Below are 12,738 nucleotides of genomic sequence, written 5' to 3' on the forward strand. Positions count from 1 at the left end.
ACCACGCATCCGCAATCCCCCAGATCATTGAGGTAAGCCCCCATGTCCCAACGTCTCGACTACACCGAGATCGCACCCAAAGGCGTCAAGGCGCTCGGCAGCGTCTACGGCTACATCACCCAGACCGACCTTCCCGCTGAACTCGTCGACCTGGTCTACCTGCGCATCTCGCAGATCAACAATTGCGCCTACTGCCTGGACCTGCATACGCGCGATCTGATCGGTCGCGGGGTAGCGGTCCAGAAACTCGCGCTGGTGCAGGCCTGGGCCGAAGCCGGAACCGTGTTCAGCGACCGCGAGCGCACCGCGCTGGCCTGGGCTGAAACCGTCACGCGCGTCGCGCAGACTGGCGTGCCGGACGACGCTTACCAAGCCGCACGCGAAGTCTTCGGCGAGAAAGACCTCGTCGACCTGACCATCGCGATCGGATTGATGAACACCTACAACCGCATGGCGATCAGCTTCCGCCGGACGCCGCAGGCGGTGGCAGGTGAATAGGGTCAGTCCCAAGCGCCGTGCGTCGATGCATGGCCGCTTCGTCGCCACCGTGGCACTCGGGCTTGCCGTCGCGGGAACCGCCTTGGCACGGGAGGACGGGACGGCCTCGCAGTTCATCCCCGTTATGAATGAACCGCCGGCCGAACTGTTCCTCGACCCGCCCCTGCCGGGGCCGCTTGCGCGCGGCGCGGTGATCGTTCCCTATCGGACACGGAATTTTCGGATCCTGCCGGTGTTCGGAACCAGCGCGCTGGATGTTTCCCCACGCGCGGGCCATCTCCACGTCAGCGTCGATGACCTGCCCTGGCGCTGGGCCGACGCGGGCAACACCGGATCGGTCGTCGTCAACGGACTGCCTGCCGGGCCGCACAAGCTCCTCATCGAGCTCGCGCAGCCGGATCACAAGGTCATCGCAGCCGAGTCGGTGAGTTTCGTCGTGCCGGCAACACCTGCTTCACCGCCGGCCGATCACGCGCACCCTCCCGCGGGCCACCAGCCGACACGTTGAACAGATGCTCAAGTCACAGGAATCAACCGACATGAAACTTCCCGCTCTTCTGCTGGCGACCACCGTCGCCGCTGCATCCGTTACCGGAACCGCCGCCGCGCAGCCCGCGGAAACCGGATTCGTGCGCATCGACGACGACATCACGCTCCGCCGCCTCGTCGTCCGCAACGCACAGGCGAAGGGCGCCGTGCTGTTCCTGCACGGATTCCCCGAGACGATCCTTTCGTTCAAGGACATCGCCATCTCGCTGGGCGACGACTTCGAGGTGCATACCTTCGACTGGCCTGGCTACGGAGAGTCCTCGCGCCCGGCGCCGGATCGCTTTGCGTATGCGCCGACCGACTACGCGCGCGTGCTGAAGGCGTACATCGAGCACGAACGACTCGATACATCGAAGCTGACCATCTACGCCACCGACATCGGTGCATTGCCAGCGCTGCTGCTGGCGCTGGATGAGCCCGGGATCGCCCGCCGCATCATCGTCGGCGACTTCGCTCCCTTCGACCGGCCGCAGTACATGTACGAAAGTCTGCGCAACCTCAAGACGCCCGCCGCAGCCGAGCCAACGCGCGCGGCGATGAACGCGACCAGCGCGGAGATCCTCGCCAATGTCCATCGCCGCGATCTGCCGCCAGAGCTGCAGTACGACCTGCCCCCCGAACTTGCCGCCGACATGGCGCGCAACTGGAATCGCGACGGCATGACCACCGCCGACGCGTTCTTCCACTACTACGGCCACTTCACGCGTGACCAGCAGTTCTTCGAAGCGAACGTTGAGCGCCTCGGCACGCCCGTGCGCGTGATCTGGGGTGAACGCGACCTCTATATCCGCCCGGACATGGGCGTGGAGTTCGCCAAGAAGGCCGGTGTCGAGATCGACGTACTCCCTGGCATCGGCCACTTCCCGCACCTGCAGGATCCGCAGCGCACCGTGCGCGAAGTGCGCGCGTCGATGCGCTGACATCGAGTTTCCGCGCGGACGCGCTCCAACGGGTCTCCGCGCGGCGATCGGTTCGCGGCGCGGCACGGGCGTCTAGCGATCCTTCTCAACGAACTCCAGCAGGTTCGTGCGCAGGGCAACGATCTCCTTCTGGAGACGCGTGAACTCCTTCGCCGGCATGCCGCACGCTTCGACGAGGTTCGCGTCGAAGGCCTTCTCGCGCAGTCGCCTGCCGCTGCTTGTCAGCCGAACGCGTACCTGGCGTTCATCCGACGGGTCACGCGCGCGTTTCACATGCCCCATGGCCTCGAGCTTCTTGAGGATTGGCGTCAACGTGTTCGATTCGAGGAACAGCTTCTCTCCGAGGCCGCTGACGGTCTGATCGTCCTCTTCCCAGAGGGCCACGATCGTGACGTATTGCGTATAGGTGAGCCCCAGCTCGTCCAGGAGAGGGCGGTACACCTTCCCGAATGCGAGGTTCGTCGAGTAGACAGCGAAGCAGAGGAACTCGGCGAGACGGGTGCTCTTTGTGTTCTGGGCAGGTTTCATTGGAGGGTCTCCTTGGTGCTTCATTCTAATCGCATACGATGCAATCGCAATCGCTTTAACCGCGGGTGGGGCCTGGGATGACGCCTGAGCTGCCTGTGTAGCCCAGTCAGATATATGTATCGCATACGCTTCAATCGCGTCCGATAACTGCCAGCTTAACCGACACGTCCGGCCAGATTGACCCGAGCAGGCCACATGCCTAGAGTGCGCTCAATCGCATGCGATCTAATCACATGCGATATTACTTGCACCCCCCCCCTCCCCCATGAGTACCCCGCCATGAGCAAGATCGAGAAGCTTCTTTTCACCGGAAAGACCCACACCACTGTCGCCCGCGCCCCGTCCGGTGCCGACCATGGCACCGTCAACCTGTCACTGTCGTCGCCGTCGCACACGGGCCACGAGCTGGCGTTCCCGGACGTCGTCGCGCATCCGACTGCCGAAGAGCTGTTCGCCGGCGCCTGGTCGGCCTGCTACATCACCGCGATCTCCCTCGTCGCTGCGCAGAAGCGCATCACGCTGCCGCCGGACCTGTCGGTCGACATCGACATCGACCTGGGCCAGGCCGGCGCCGAGTGGTTGCTGGCGGCCCGGTTCGAAGTCCGCATCCCCGGGCTGCCGCAGGACGTCGCCGAGAAGCTCGCCCACGCCGCCCACGAAGTCTGCCCGTACTCGAAGGCCACTCGCGGAAACATCGGGGTGGTCGTGAACGTCATCACGTCGTGACACGCCTTGCGGCCGGCCGCCCTCTGTCGGGGGCGGCCGGAACCGCGCCAGGCAAACACACCACACCGAGAAATCGCCATGAAGAACGAACGCAATCCCTACCGCCCGATCAGCTGCGAGTTCCATGACCGGCTGGAAGACCTGGCGACGCTGCGCAGGATCGTCCGTATCGGCTACTTCAGCGAGACAGGTACTCGGTATCGGGACGCGGTGATCACCGATGTGTTCGCCCGTGCCGGAGAAGAGTTCGTTGTCCTCGATGCAAGTGAGCACGTACGTCTCGACCATCTGGTCGAGGTGGACGGCGCGCGCCTGGCTGACCATGAGGTGTCTGCCTCATGCCGGCTGTGACCCGGCTACGGCAGGCGGAGCACGCAGATGGTTGAGATCGCTCTCGCAGGTGCGGCAGGAATCGCGACGATCCTGTCGCCCTGCATCCTGCCGGCGTTGCCCATCGTCCTGGCCACGACGGCAGGACGGGACGCACACGAACCCCTGCTGATCATCGCGGGATTCGTCGGGTCGTTCGCAGTGGGGGGAATCGCACTCGCTGCCCTCTTCGATTCATCCGGCGAGCTGCAGCAGGTCTTCCGGACCGGCGCCATTGTGGTGTTGTTGCTTGCCGGGCTCGCGTGCTTGTGGAGCACACCATTCGAGCGCATGGCGATGGCTGCACAGGGCTGGTTCGTTGGGCTTCGTCCGCAGCCGAGTCCCGCAAACCGGCGGACGGGCCCGCTCCTGGTCGGCGCCTCACTCGGACTTGCGTGGACCCCATGCGCGGGGCCGGTACTGGCGTCGGTACTGGCACTTGCCGCGAGTTCGCAGGCTCCCGCGAAGGCGGCGACACTGCTGGCGGCTTACGCGTTGGGCGCCGGGCTTCCGATGCTCGCGATCGCGTACGGCGGCAACAACCTGTCCAAGCGGCTGGCCGTGCTCACGCGCAGAGCCGACGTCCTGCGAAAGGGCTTCGGCGCCATTGCCGTTCTCGTCGCTCTTCTCCAGCTCTTCCACTACGACATCGCCTTCATCGCCTGGGCGACGCAGTGGCTTCCTTCCGTTTCAACTGGACTATGAACATGCTCAAGCCCACCATCGCCGTCCTCGCCGCGTGCCTGCTCGGAGCCGCCTGCACCAGTGGCGCGCAGGAAGATCCGCTCGAGCCCGCACGCGGCCCGACCCTCGAGTCCCCGAAGGCCCCGGATTTCACGGGCATCAACCACTGGATCAACAGCCACCCGCTTTCACTGGGACATCTGAAGGGAAAAGTGGTGCTCGTAGAGTTCTGGACGTACGACTGCATCAACTGCATCCATGTCATGCCGCATGTGAAGCAGTGGCATGAGCGCTACAAGGACCAGGGCCTGGTCGTCGTCGGCGTTCACACGCCTGAATACGGACACGAGCGCATCCTCGGGAATCTCGAGAAGGCGGTGAAACGCTTCAACATCACCTATCCAGTGGCCCAGGACAACGATTACGCAACCTGGAATGCCTTCGGAAACCGCTACTGGCCGGCGCTCTATCTCATCGACAAGAACGGCGAGATCGTCTATCGCCATTTCGGCGAAGGCCACTACGAGGATACGGAGGCGGAAATCCGCAGGTTGGTGGGCCAGACGGCCGCTGGCCCGATGCCCGCCGCCGCTCGTTGAGAGCCGTCGATCCACGTACCAGAGGAGGTTCGTTATGAACACTAGAATCAGCAAGCGTGCATTCCCTGTGATATTGGCCCTGACGATGGTGGCGTCGCCCTTTGCGGCGCTCGCCCAGCAGTCGGGAATCACTCGCACCGAACTTCAGCGCCACGATCTTTCCGCGCCTGGGCGTGAGGTTGTCCAGGTGTTGGTCGCTTTCGAGCCGGGCATAGTGGCGGCAAACCACCACCACCCGGGCGAAGAGATTGTCTACGCGGTGGAAGGCAATCTTGAATACCGACTTGAAGGCCGCCCGCCCGTGACGCTTTCGCCCGGGCAAGTACTGTTCATTCCGTACGGTGTTGACCACGAGGTACGCAATGTCGGCCAAGGCCGAGGAGCGGAACTGGCGACCTACATCGTCGAGAAGGGCAAGCCCCTCGTGGTTCCAGCGAAATGAACCGGCTCGAAGGGCGTCGCTTTGCACGGCTCGACGCGCTACGCAACGCGCTGGCCGCAGCATTGATGCTGACAGCGGCAACTCACAGCCAATGGGCGGACGCCGGGCCGCCCACTGGCTTGGCAGCAGAGCCGCCCGTTAGGTCCGATATTCGGCTGCCTACGGAGGGCGCCCACTCACTTGCCCCGATCGACCCAAAGGATGGCAAAACAGACGCCTCTGCCCCGGAAGCGTCCCAGCCGTTTGTCAGATTCCGGTTTGCCGATGAGTACCCGATTCTGCCGAACATGTTCGACTCGGCTGAGCAACCGGCAGATGACAATTAGGGCGGCTCTTCGTGTCAGCCATGCAACATGACGTATCATCACGATGACCGCCCGAGCAATCACGGCCAGCGCTTCCTTCACACGGCAAGGGTCACAAGTTCGAAACTTGTACCGCCCACCAGTTTCAGGAAAAGGCCGGCGAAAGCCGGCCTTTTGCTTTTGGCGAGGACGAAACGTCATGAACGAGAGCCGCCTGTACCACAACCCGCGCTGCTCGAAGTCGCGCGGCGCATTGGAACTGCTGCGTGAACGCGGCATCGATCCGGTCGTGGTGCCCTATCTCGAAACACCGCCGAGCATCGACGAGCTGCGTGTGCTGTTGTCCATGCTGGACCTTCCGGCGCGAGCCCTGCTCCGAACCGGCGAAGACGAATACGCGCAACTGGGGCTGGCCGACGAATCCCTCCCGCAGGATGCGTTGATCGGCGCGATGCACGCACACCCGCGCTTGATCGAACGCCCCATCTTCGTCCACGGCGGCCGCGCCATCATCGGCCGGCCGCCCGAGCGCGTCCTCGAACTGCTGGACTGACGCGCGTCAAAGCCGCGCGTCGACGCCCTCGCGCGGATACAGGCTCTTGATGTCGTACAGCACGGCATGCGGTTGGCCGAAGGCGCGTGCACCTTCGGCGCCGAGTTCGCGGAACTGCTCGTGCGCCACCGCCAGGATCACCGCGTCGTACGCGCCCGCTTCCGGCGACGCCACCAGCTCGATGCCGTAGGCCGAACGCGCTTCCGCCGCGTCTGCCCACGGGTCGTGGATGTCGACCTTCGCGCGGTACTCCCCGAACTTCTCCGCCAGCTCGACCACGCGCGTGTTGCGCAGGTCCGGGCAGTTCTCCTTGAACGTGATGCCCAGGATGAGGATCCGCGCGCCGGCGACCGCGATGCCGCGCTGGATCATCAGCTTCACCACGTCCACCGCGACGTGCTCGCCCATCGCGTCGTTGATGCGACGGCACGCCAGCAGGATGTCCGGGTAATACCCCGTCGCCTGCGCCTTCTGGATCAGGTAGTACGGGTCCACGCCGATGCAGTGCCCGCCGACCAGCCCGGGCCGGAACGGCAGGAAGTTCCATTTCGTGCCAGCCGCTTCCAGCACTTCGGTCGTGTCGATGCCCAGGCGCTGGAAGATGAGCGCAAACTCATTGACCAGGGCGATGTTCGCATCGCGCTGCGTATTCTCGATGACCTTGGATGCCTCCGCGACGCGCAGACTGGATACCTTGTGCGTGCCGGCGGTGATGATGCTGCTGTACAGCGCATCGACGAAGTCGGCGGCCTCCGGCGTGGAACCGGACGTGACCTTGGGGATGTCGACGAGCCGGCGCTGGCGATCGCCTGGATTGATGCGCTCCGGGCTGTAGCCGACGAAGAAGTCCCGGTTGAAGACCAGGCCGGAGGCACGCTCCAGCTCGGGCACGCAGATTTCCTCGGTCGCACCGGGATACACGGTGGACTCGTAGACGACCGTGTCGCCGGCCTTCAGCGCGGCGCCGATGGTGCGGCTGGCCTGGATCAGCGGCGAGAAGTCCGGACGCTTGTGTTCGTCGATCGGGGTCGGGACGGTCACGACGAAGACGTTGCACTCGCGCAGGCGCGATGGATCGGCGGAAAAATCCAGGCGGCTGGCGGCAGCGATCTCGTCCGCGCCGGTTTCGCCGTTGATGTCTTCGCCGCGACGCAGGCGTTCGACACGACGGACATCGATATCGAAACCGAGCGTGTCGTACTGCCGGCCGAACTCCACCGCCAGTGGCAGCCCCACGTAGCCCAGCCCGATGACCGCGATGCGCGATTCCCGAGGATCCAGCATCCACTCCCCCGCTCGAATGTCCTGCGTCCGGCGTGGACGCGCGCGAACATTCTAGGCTGCGCGACGCTCAGCCCAACCAGCGCACCAGCACATATCCGCCCACGGACAGCCACAGGAACAGTACCGCCGCCAGAAACAGGGGCTTGGGCCCGAGCGCGCGCAGCCGGGACAGGCGTGTCTCCACGCCCAGCGCCGCCATTGCGGTGGCTAGCAGGAAGGTGTCCAGCGCCAGCAATGCGGCCCGGATCGACGAGGGAATGGCCACCACCGAATTCAGCGCCACCACCCCCAGGAACGCCAGCGCGAACCAGGGCACCACCATGGCGCGCTCGCCGCCGTTGCGCGCTTTCCGCCAACCCAGCACCAGCAGCACCGGCACCAGCATCAGCACGCGGGTGAGCTTGACCACCACCGCGGCATCGGCCGTGTCCGGCCCGATCGCACTGGCCACGGCCACCACCTGGGCGACCTCGTGCACGGTCGCACCGGTGTAGAGGCCGAAGGCGGTCGCATCGAGGCCCAAGTGCGGATACAGCTGCGGATACAGGAAGATGTTCAGCGTCCCGAACAGGACGACCGTGGCGACCGCGATCGTCACCTTCCCCGCTTCGGGCCGGATGACCCGCTCCACCGCGAGCACCGCGGCAGCGCCGCAGATCGCGCTGCCGGCCGCGGTCAGCAGTGCGGTGTCGCGATCCAGCCCGAACCAGCGCCGCCCTGCCCACACGCCCAGGCCAAGCGTGGACGCGACGACCACGGCGTCGATAAGCAGACCCGCCGCTCCCACGGCAGCGACGTCCTGGAAGCTCAGGCGCAGGCCATACAGCACCACGCCGGCGCGCAGCAGATGCCGCTGCGCGATGCCCAGGCCCGGCGTCAGCGACGCCGGCAGGTGGCTCGAGGCGCCGTTACCCAGGACCAGCCCCATGACGATGGCCACCGTCAGCGCGGACAGGTGCCACGCCGACGCCCACGCCGACCCGGAAACCCACAGGGCCAGTGCGCCCAGCACGGCGGCCAGTGCCATGCCGGACAACCAGGGAATCGACTGGAAAACGGATGCGGGGCGCGAATCGACGAAAGCCATGCCGCCATGGTCGGCGCCGGGCTTAATTAAGTAAATTTGAAAGTACTGAAGGATAGGATCAGGATTTACTGATGATCGGCATCACCCCTCGCCAGCTCGAGGTCTTCGTCGCCGTCGCGACCGCGGGCACCGTGCGCGCGGCGGCAGAACGGCTTCACCTGACGCAGCCCGCGATCAGCATGGCGCTGGCCGAACTCGAACGCGCACTTGGCGCACCGCTGTTCGACCGCACGCAGCGCCGTCTTCTGCTCAACGCGCACGGCCGCCGCGCCCTGCCCCTCGCGCAGGAACTGCTGGAGCGCATGCGCGAACTGACCTCTCCGGCGGTGGTCGATGCACAGCCGCTGACCGGCGAACTGCACATCGGCGCCAGCAATACCGTGGGCAACTACCTGGTCGGGGATCTGCTGGGCACGTTCGTCGTCGCACATCCACAGGTGGCGCTGAAGCTGCGCGTGGACAACACCGCGGAGATCGTCGCCGCCGTACTCGACCATCGCCTCGACGTTGGCTGCATCGAAGGCGCCGCGCTTCACTCCGACCTGGAGGTTATCCGCTGGCGTGACGACACGTTGTGCGTGTGCGCGCCGCCGGGGCATCCACTGGCCAAGCGTCGCCGCCTGACGCCGGACGATTTCGCCGGGGCGCGCTGGATCCTGCGCGAATCCGGCTCGGCCACGCGCAGCCAGGCCGAACGCGCACTCGCATCATTGCCGCGCGGCGAGACCGTGCTGGAGCTCGACCAGAGCGAATCGATCAAGCAGGCCGTCATCGCCGGCCTTGGACTGGCCCTGCTACCCGCGGTATCCATCGTGGATGCACAGGCAGCCGACCGCCTGGTCGTGCTGCGCACGCCGTTCCTCAACCTCAAGCGGCAGCTCAGCCTCGTACTGCATCGTCGACGCTACCGCGGCGTTCTGTTGCAGACGTTTCTCGACAGCGTGAAGCCCGCTCGGAAATCCTGAGAAGTGGTGCCCGGACCCGGGATCGAACCGGGACGGCCGCGAGGCCGGCGGATTTTAAGTCCGCTGCGTCTACCTGTTCCGCCATCCGGGCCGGGAACGCGCCGCCGTAGCTTACGCGACCGTGCGCAGCGCCGCGTTTTCGCGCGCGTTGAGCCGGAAAACAAAAAACCCGACCGGAAGGTCGGGCTTTTGCGGTGCTGGAGGCCTGGGTCGGAATTGAACCGGCGTACGCGGATTTGCAGTCCGCTGCATAACCACTCTGCCACCAGGCCGGTGACGTTTGAATCCGAAACCGGATTCTTCCACATTTCCGACCGGTTCATGCACCGGACCCGGAAACGACAAGGCCCCGTTTAAGGGGCCTGGTCCGAATATGGAGCGGGAAACGAGACTCGAACTCGCGACCCCGACCTTGGCAAGGTCGTGCTCTACCAACTGAGCTATTCCCGCAGAGGAAGCGACATTTTAGGCATGTAATGAAAAGTGTCAACACCTTTTCACTTCGTGGAAGGCCCCGTCACCGGGCTTTCCGAACCGGCCGACCGGGCTGCCACCGCCTGATCGGATCGTCGAACGCGTGTGCGTTCGCGATGTGAATATTCTCTATGAACGCGCGTCTTCGCGCAAGACCGGCCACGCCGCACGCAGGTACGCAAGACCGGACCACAGCGTGAGCAATGCGGCCGCAGCGAGCAGCCATTCGCCGATCAGGAAGATGTTCAGGCCGAGGAATGGTTCCTGGTACAGCAGGCAAACCAGCGCGACCATCTGCACGATGGTCTTGATCTTGCCGACGGTGGCGACTTTCACCGTCGCACGCTGCCCAAGTTCGGCCATCCATTCGCGCAGCGCGGAAACCGCGATTTCGCGACCGATGATCACCGCTGCCCACAACGCCATCCAGACAGTCGGATGCTTCTGCACGGTCAGCAGCAACGCGATGGCCACCATCAACTTGTCGGCGACCGGGTCGAGGAACGCACCGAACGCGGAGAACTGGTTGTAGCGGCGCGCGATCCAGCCATCCAGCCAGTCGGTGATGGATGCGAACGCGAAGATGAAAGCGGCCGCGAAATTCGTCCAGTTGTAGGGCAGATAGAAGACCAGCACCAGCACTGGGATCAGCATGATCCGCAGCAGGGTCAGCATGGTCGGCACCGTCAACTTCATCCTTCGCTCCGCGCACTGCCTGTTGGCTCGGTGGTGTCCTGGATCGCCGTGTCCGGCACGTCCAACCCGTGCAGGGTCGCATAGATACGCTCGGCGAGGGCGGCGTTGATGCCATCCACGCGGGCGATCTCCTCGATTCCTGCCGCCTTCAGCCCACCAAGCCCGCCGAAGTGCCGCAACAGATTAGCGCGTCGGCGCGGCCCGATGCCGGCGATGTCCTCAAGGCGACTGGTATTGCGCGCCTTCTGGCGGCGGCCACGGTGACCGGTGATCGCAAAACGGTGGGCTTCGTCACGGACCTGCTGGACCATCTGCAGCGCAGGCGACTCCGCGCCGGGACGCACGGTGCGCCCGTCGGGAAGCAGCAGCTCCTCCTCGCCGGGCCGCCGTTCAGGTCCCTTGGCCACGCCCACCAGGGTGACGCCTTCCACGCCCAGGTCCTCCAGCACGGCCCGAGCCTGCGCCACCTGACCCGCGCCGCCGTCGATCAGCAGCACGTCCGGAACGACGCCTCCCTCTTCCACCGCGCGACGGAAACGGCGCTCGATGGCCTGGTGCATCGCGGCGTAGTCGTCCCCGGGCTCGATCCCGGAAATGTTGAAGCGCCGGTACTGCGCGCGCACGGGGCCCTGCGCGTCGAACACCACGCACGAGGCCACGGTGGCCTCGCCCATGGTGTGGCTGATGTCGAAGCATTCGATGCGGGCGGGCAACGCCGGCAGCGACAGCAGTTCGCGCAGCGCATCCGCGCGCGCGTGCTGCGCGGCGTGGCTGGTGCGCTCGGCGGCCAGCGACAGCTCCGCATTGCGACGCGCCAGGTCGACGTAACCCGCGCGCTCGCCGCGCACATTGCACTTGATCTGCACGCGGCGCTCACCGGTGCTGGACAGCGCGTGTTCGATAAGTTCGCGATCGGGGATGTCGCGATCCAGGACGATCTCGCGCGGCGGCACCTGTTCGCCGTAGTACTGGGACACGAACGCAGCCAACACTTCCTCCGCACTCTCGCTGCCGTTGGTCTTCGGGAAGAAAGCACGCGTGCCGAGATTTCGGCCATCGCGGAAGGCCAGCAGCAGCACACAGGCCGCCGCGCCATGCATCGCGATGGCGAGTACGTCCAGGTCCGCGGCGCGGCCGTCCACGTACTGACGCGCCTGCAGACTGCGGATGGAAGCAACCAGGTCGCGCAGCCGCGCGGCTTCCTCGAAATCCAGGCGTACGCTTGCCGCTTCCATCGACTTCACCAGCTCGTCGCTGAGCTCGTCGCTGCGTCCGTCCAGGAACAGCCCCGCGCGCCGCACGCTTTCGGCGTAGTCCCGTGCGGGAACCATGCCCACGCACGGCGCACTGCAGCGTCCGATCTGGTGTTGCAGGCACGGCCGGCTGCGGTTGCGGAAGACGCTGTCCTCGCAGCTGCGCAGCTTGAACAGCTTGTGCATCAGGTTGAGCGTGTCGCGTACCGCGCCGACGCTGGCATACGGGCCGAAATAGCGCGCGGGAATGGAACGCGGACCGCGGTGCATGGCGATGCGCGGCCAGGCTTCCTGGGTCATCAACACGTACGGGTAGCTCTTGTCGTCGCGAAGCAGCACGTTGTAACGCGGCTTCAGCGATTTGATCAGCTGGTTTTCCAGGATCAGCGCTTCGGCCTCGGTCCGCGTCACCGTGACTTCCATGCGCGCGGTCTGCGCCAGCATGGTCATGATGCGCGCCGATTTCGGCGTGGCGTTGAAGTAGCTGGAAACACGGTTCTTCAGCACGCCGGCCTTGCCGACGTAGAGCACGCTCTCGTCCTGCGCGATCATCCGGTACACGCCCGGCGCGGTGCTGAGGTTCTTGACGAAGGCCTTGCCGTCGAAGGCCGGTGCAGGACTGCGACTCATGAACGGGCGGACCCCGCATCCGTGCGACAACACACGCGGTGCACCCGAAGGCGCAGCGTGGACAGCGACGGGAGAATGGCGGACGTTTCGGTCATGAGCGTGGGCTCAGGGATGGGGCCGATTATGCGTCAGCGCAAGGCTGCGCTGGTTGTCGCCAACGTTGTCGACAACGCGAT

15 protein-coding genes and 3 tRNA genes are annotated in these 12,738 nt (G+C 65.3%); 10 read left to right on the top strand and 8 right to left on the bottom strand.

Annotated elements, in window-relative coordinates; translation table 11 throughout:
* Nucleotides 1–42 precede the first annotated feature (42 nt).
* Genes QLQ15_RS14705 through QLQ15_RS14715 form a run of 3 tightly spaced genes read left to right on the top strand, consistent with a single transcriptional unit; the run spans nt 43 to nt 1,967 of the window.
* Complete coding sequence (locus tag QLQ15_RS14705) at nt 43–498, top strand: carboxymuconolactone decarboxylase family protein (protein ID WP_283213512.1); 456 nt, start codon at nt 43–45, stop codon at nt 496–498.
* A gap of 25 nt (nt 499–523) precedes the next feature.
* Nucleotides 524–1,006: a DUF6130 family protein gene (locus QLQ15_RS14710; protein ID WP_283213513.1), complete on the top strand. Its 483-nt coding sequence runs from the start codon at nt 524–526 to the stop codon at nt 1,004–1,006.
* 31 nt (nt 1,007–1,037) lie between these two features.
* Nucleotides 1,038–1,967: an alpha/beta fold hydrolase gene (locus QLQ15_RS14715; protein ID WP_283213514.1), complete on the top strand. Its 930-nt coding sequence runs from the start codon at nt 1,038–1,040 to the stop codon at nt 1,965–1,967.
* 72 nt (nt 1,968–2,039) lie between these two features.
* Here QLQ15_RS14715 and QLQ15_RS14720 read toward each other — a convergent pair whose 3' ends face one another.
* Nucleotides 2,040–2,495 carry a MarR family winged helix-turn-helix transcriptional regulator gene (locus QLQ15_RS14720; protein WP_283213515.1) on the bottom strand — a complete coding sequence of 152 codons (456 nt, stop codon included), beginning with the start codon at nt 2,493–2,495 and terminating at the stop codon, nt 2,040–2,042.
* 279 nt (nt 2,496–2,774) lie between these two features.
* Here QLQ15_RS14720 and QLQ15_RS14725 point away from each other — a divergent pair, with 279 nt between their 5' ends.
* From QLQ15_RS14725 to arsC, 6 genes are all read left to right on the top strand, one after another.
* Nucleotides 2,775–3,221, top strand: a complete 447-nt coding sequence (locus QLQ15_RS14725; RefSeq protein ID WP_283213516.1) for an Ohr family peroxiredoxin — start codon at nt 2,775–2,777, stop codon at nt 3,219–3,221.
* A 78-nt stretch (nt 3,222–3,299) separates the two neighbouring features.
* The gene (locus QLQ15_RS14730) at nt 3,300–3,572 is read left to right on the top strand and encodes a hypothetical protein (RefSeq protein WP_283213517.1); all 273 of its coding nucleotides are present in this window, start codon (nt 3,300–3,302) and stop codon (nt 3,570–3,572) included.
* A 27-nt stretch (nt 3,573–3,599) separates the two neighbouring features.
* Nucleotides 3,600–4,295: a cytochrome c biogenesis CcdA family protein gene (locus QLQ15_RS14735; RefSeq protein ID WP_283213518.1), complete on the top strand. Its 696-nt coding sequence runs from the start codon at nt 3,600–3,602 to the stop codon at nt 4,293–4,295.
* Between the two features lie 2 nt (nt 4,296–4,297).
* On the top strand, nt 4,298–4,873 hold the full coding sequence (locus QLQ15_RS14740; protein WP_283213519.1) for a thioredoxin family protein: 576 nt from the start codon (nt 4,298–4,300) through the stop codon (nt 4,871–4,873).
* 34 nt (nt 4,874–4,907) lie between these two features.
* Nucleotides 4,908–5,315: a cupin domain-containing protein gene (locus QLQ15_RS14745; RefSeq protein WP_283213520.1), complete on the top strand. Its 408-nt coding sequence runs from the start codon at nt 4,908–4,910 to the stop codon at nt 5,313–5,315.
* Nucleotides 5,316–5,819: 504 nt separating this feature from the next.
* Nucleotides 5,820–6,173, top strand: coding sequence for an arsenate reductase (glutaredoxin) (gene arsC, locus QLQ15_RS14750; protein WP_283213521.1), 354 nt, complete (start codon nt 5,820–5,822; stop codon nt 6,171–6,173).
* Between the two features lie 6 nt (nt 6,174–6,179).
* Here the strand turns inward: arsC and QLQ15_RS14755 are convergent, their stop codons facing one another.
* Nucleotides 6,180–7,457, bottom strand: coding sequence for a nucleotide sugar dehydrogenase (locus QLQ15_RS14755; protein WP_283213522.1), 1,278 nt, complete (start codon nt 7,455–7,457; stop codon nt 6,180–6,182).
* Nucleotides 7,458–7,524: 67 nt separating this feature from the next.
* Complete coding sequence (locus tag QLQ15_RS14760) at nt 7,525–8,544, bottom strand: YeiH family protein (protein WP_283213523.1); 1,020 nt, start codon at nt 8,542–8,544, stop codon at nt 7,525–7,527.
* Between the two features lie 71 nt (nt 8,545–8,615).
* On the opposite strand from QLQ15_RS14760, the gene QLQ15_RS14765 reads away from it, so the two are divergent.
* Nucleotides 8,616–9,509 carry a LysR substrate-binding domain-containing protein gene (locus QLQ15_RS14765; protein ID WP_283213524.1) on the top strand — a complete coding sequence of 298 codons (894 nt, stop codon included), beginning with the start codon at nt 8,616–8,618 and terminating at the stop codon, nt 9,507–9,509.
* A 4-nt stretch (nt 9,510–9,513) separates the two neighbouring features.
* On the opposite strand, the gene QLQ15_RS14770 is transcribed toward QLQ15_RS14765, so the two are convergent.
* From QLQ15_RS14770 to uvrC, 5 genes are all read right to left on the bottom strand, one after another.
* Nucleotides 9,514–9,600, bottom strand: a tRNA-Leu gene (locus tag QLQ15_RS14770).
* Between the two features lie 107 nt (nt 9,601–9,707).
* Nucleotides 9,708–9,781: transfer RNA gene (locus QLQ15_RS14775), tRNA-Cys, on the bottom strand.
* Nucleotides 9,782–9,883: 102 nt separating this feature from the next.
* A tRNA-Gly gene (locus tag QLQ15_RS14780) sits at nt 9,884–9,959 on the bottom strand.
* A 153-nt stretch (nt 9,960–10,112) separates the two neighbouring features.
* On the bottom strand, nt 10,113–10,679 hold the full coding sequence (gene pgsA, locus QLQ15_RS14785) for a CDP-diacylglycerol--glycerol-3-phosphate 3-phosphatidyltransferase (RefSeq protein WP_283213525.1): 567 nt from the start codon (nt 10,677–10,679) through the stop codon (nt 10,113–10,115).
* Nucleotides 10,676–12,562 carry an excinuclease ABC subunit UvrC gene (gene uvrC / locus QLQ15_RS14790; RefSeq protein ID WP_283213526.1) on the bottom strand — a complete coding sequence of 629 codons (1,887 nt, stop codon included), beginning with the start codon at nt 12,560–12,562 and terminating at the stop codon, nt 10,676–10,678. Before uvrC ends, pgsA begins: the two co-directional genes overlap by 4 nt.
* Nucleotides 12,563–12,738 lie beyond the last annotated feature (176 nt).

The sequence above is a fragment of the Lysobacter stagni genome, from assembly GCF_030053425.1.
Classification (GTDB): Bacteria; Pseudomonadota; Gammaproteobacteria; order Xanthomonadales; family Xanthomonadaceae; genus Lysobacter_J; species Lysobacter_J stagni.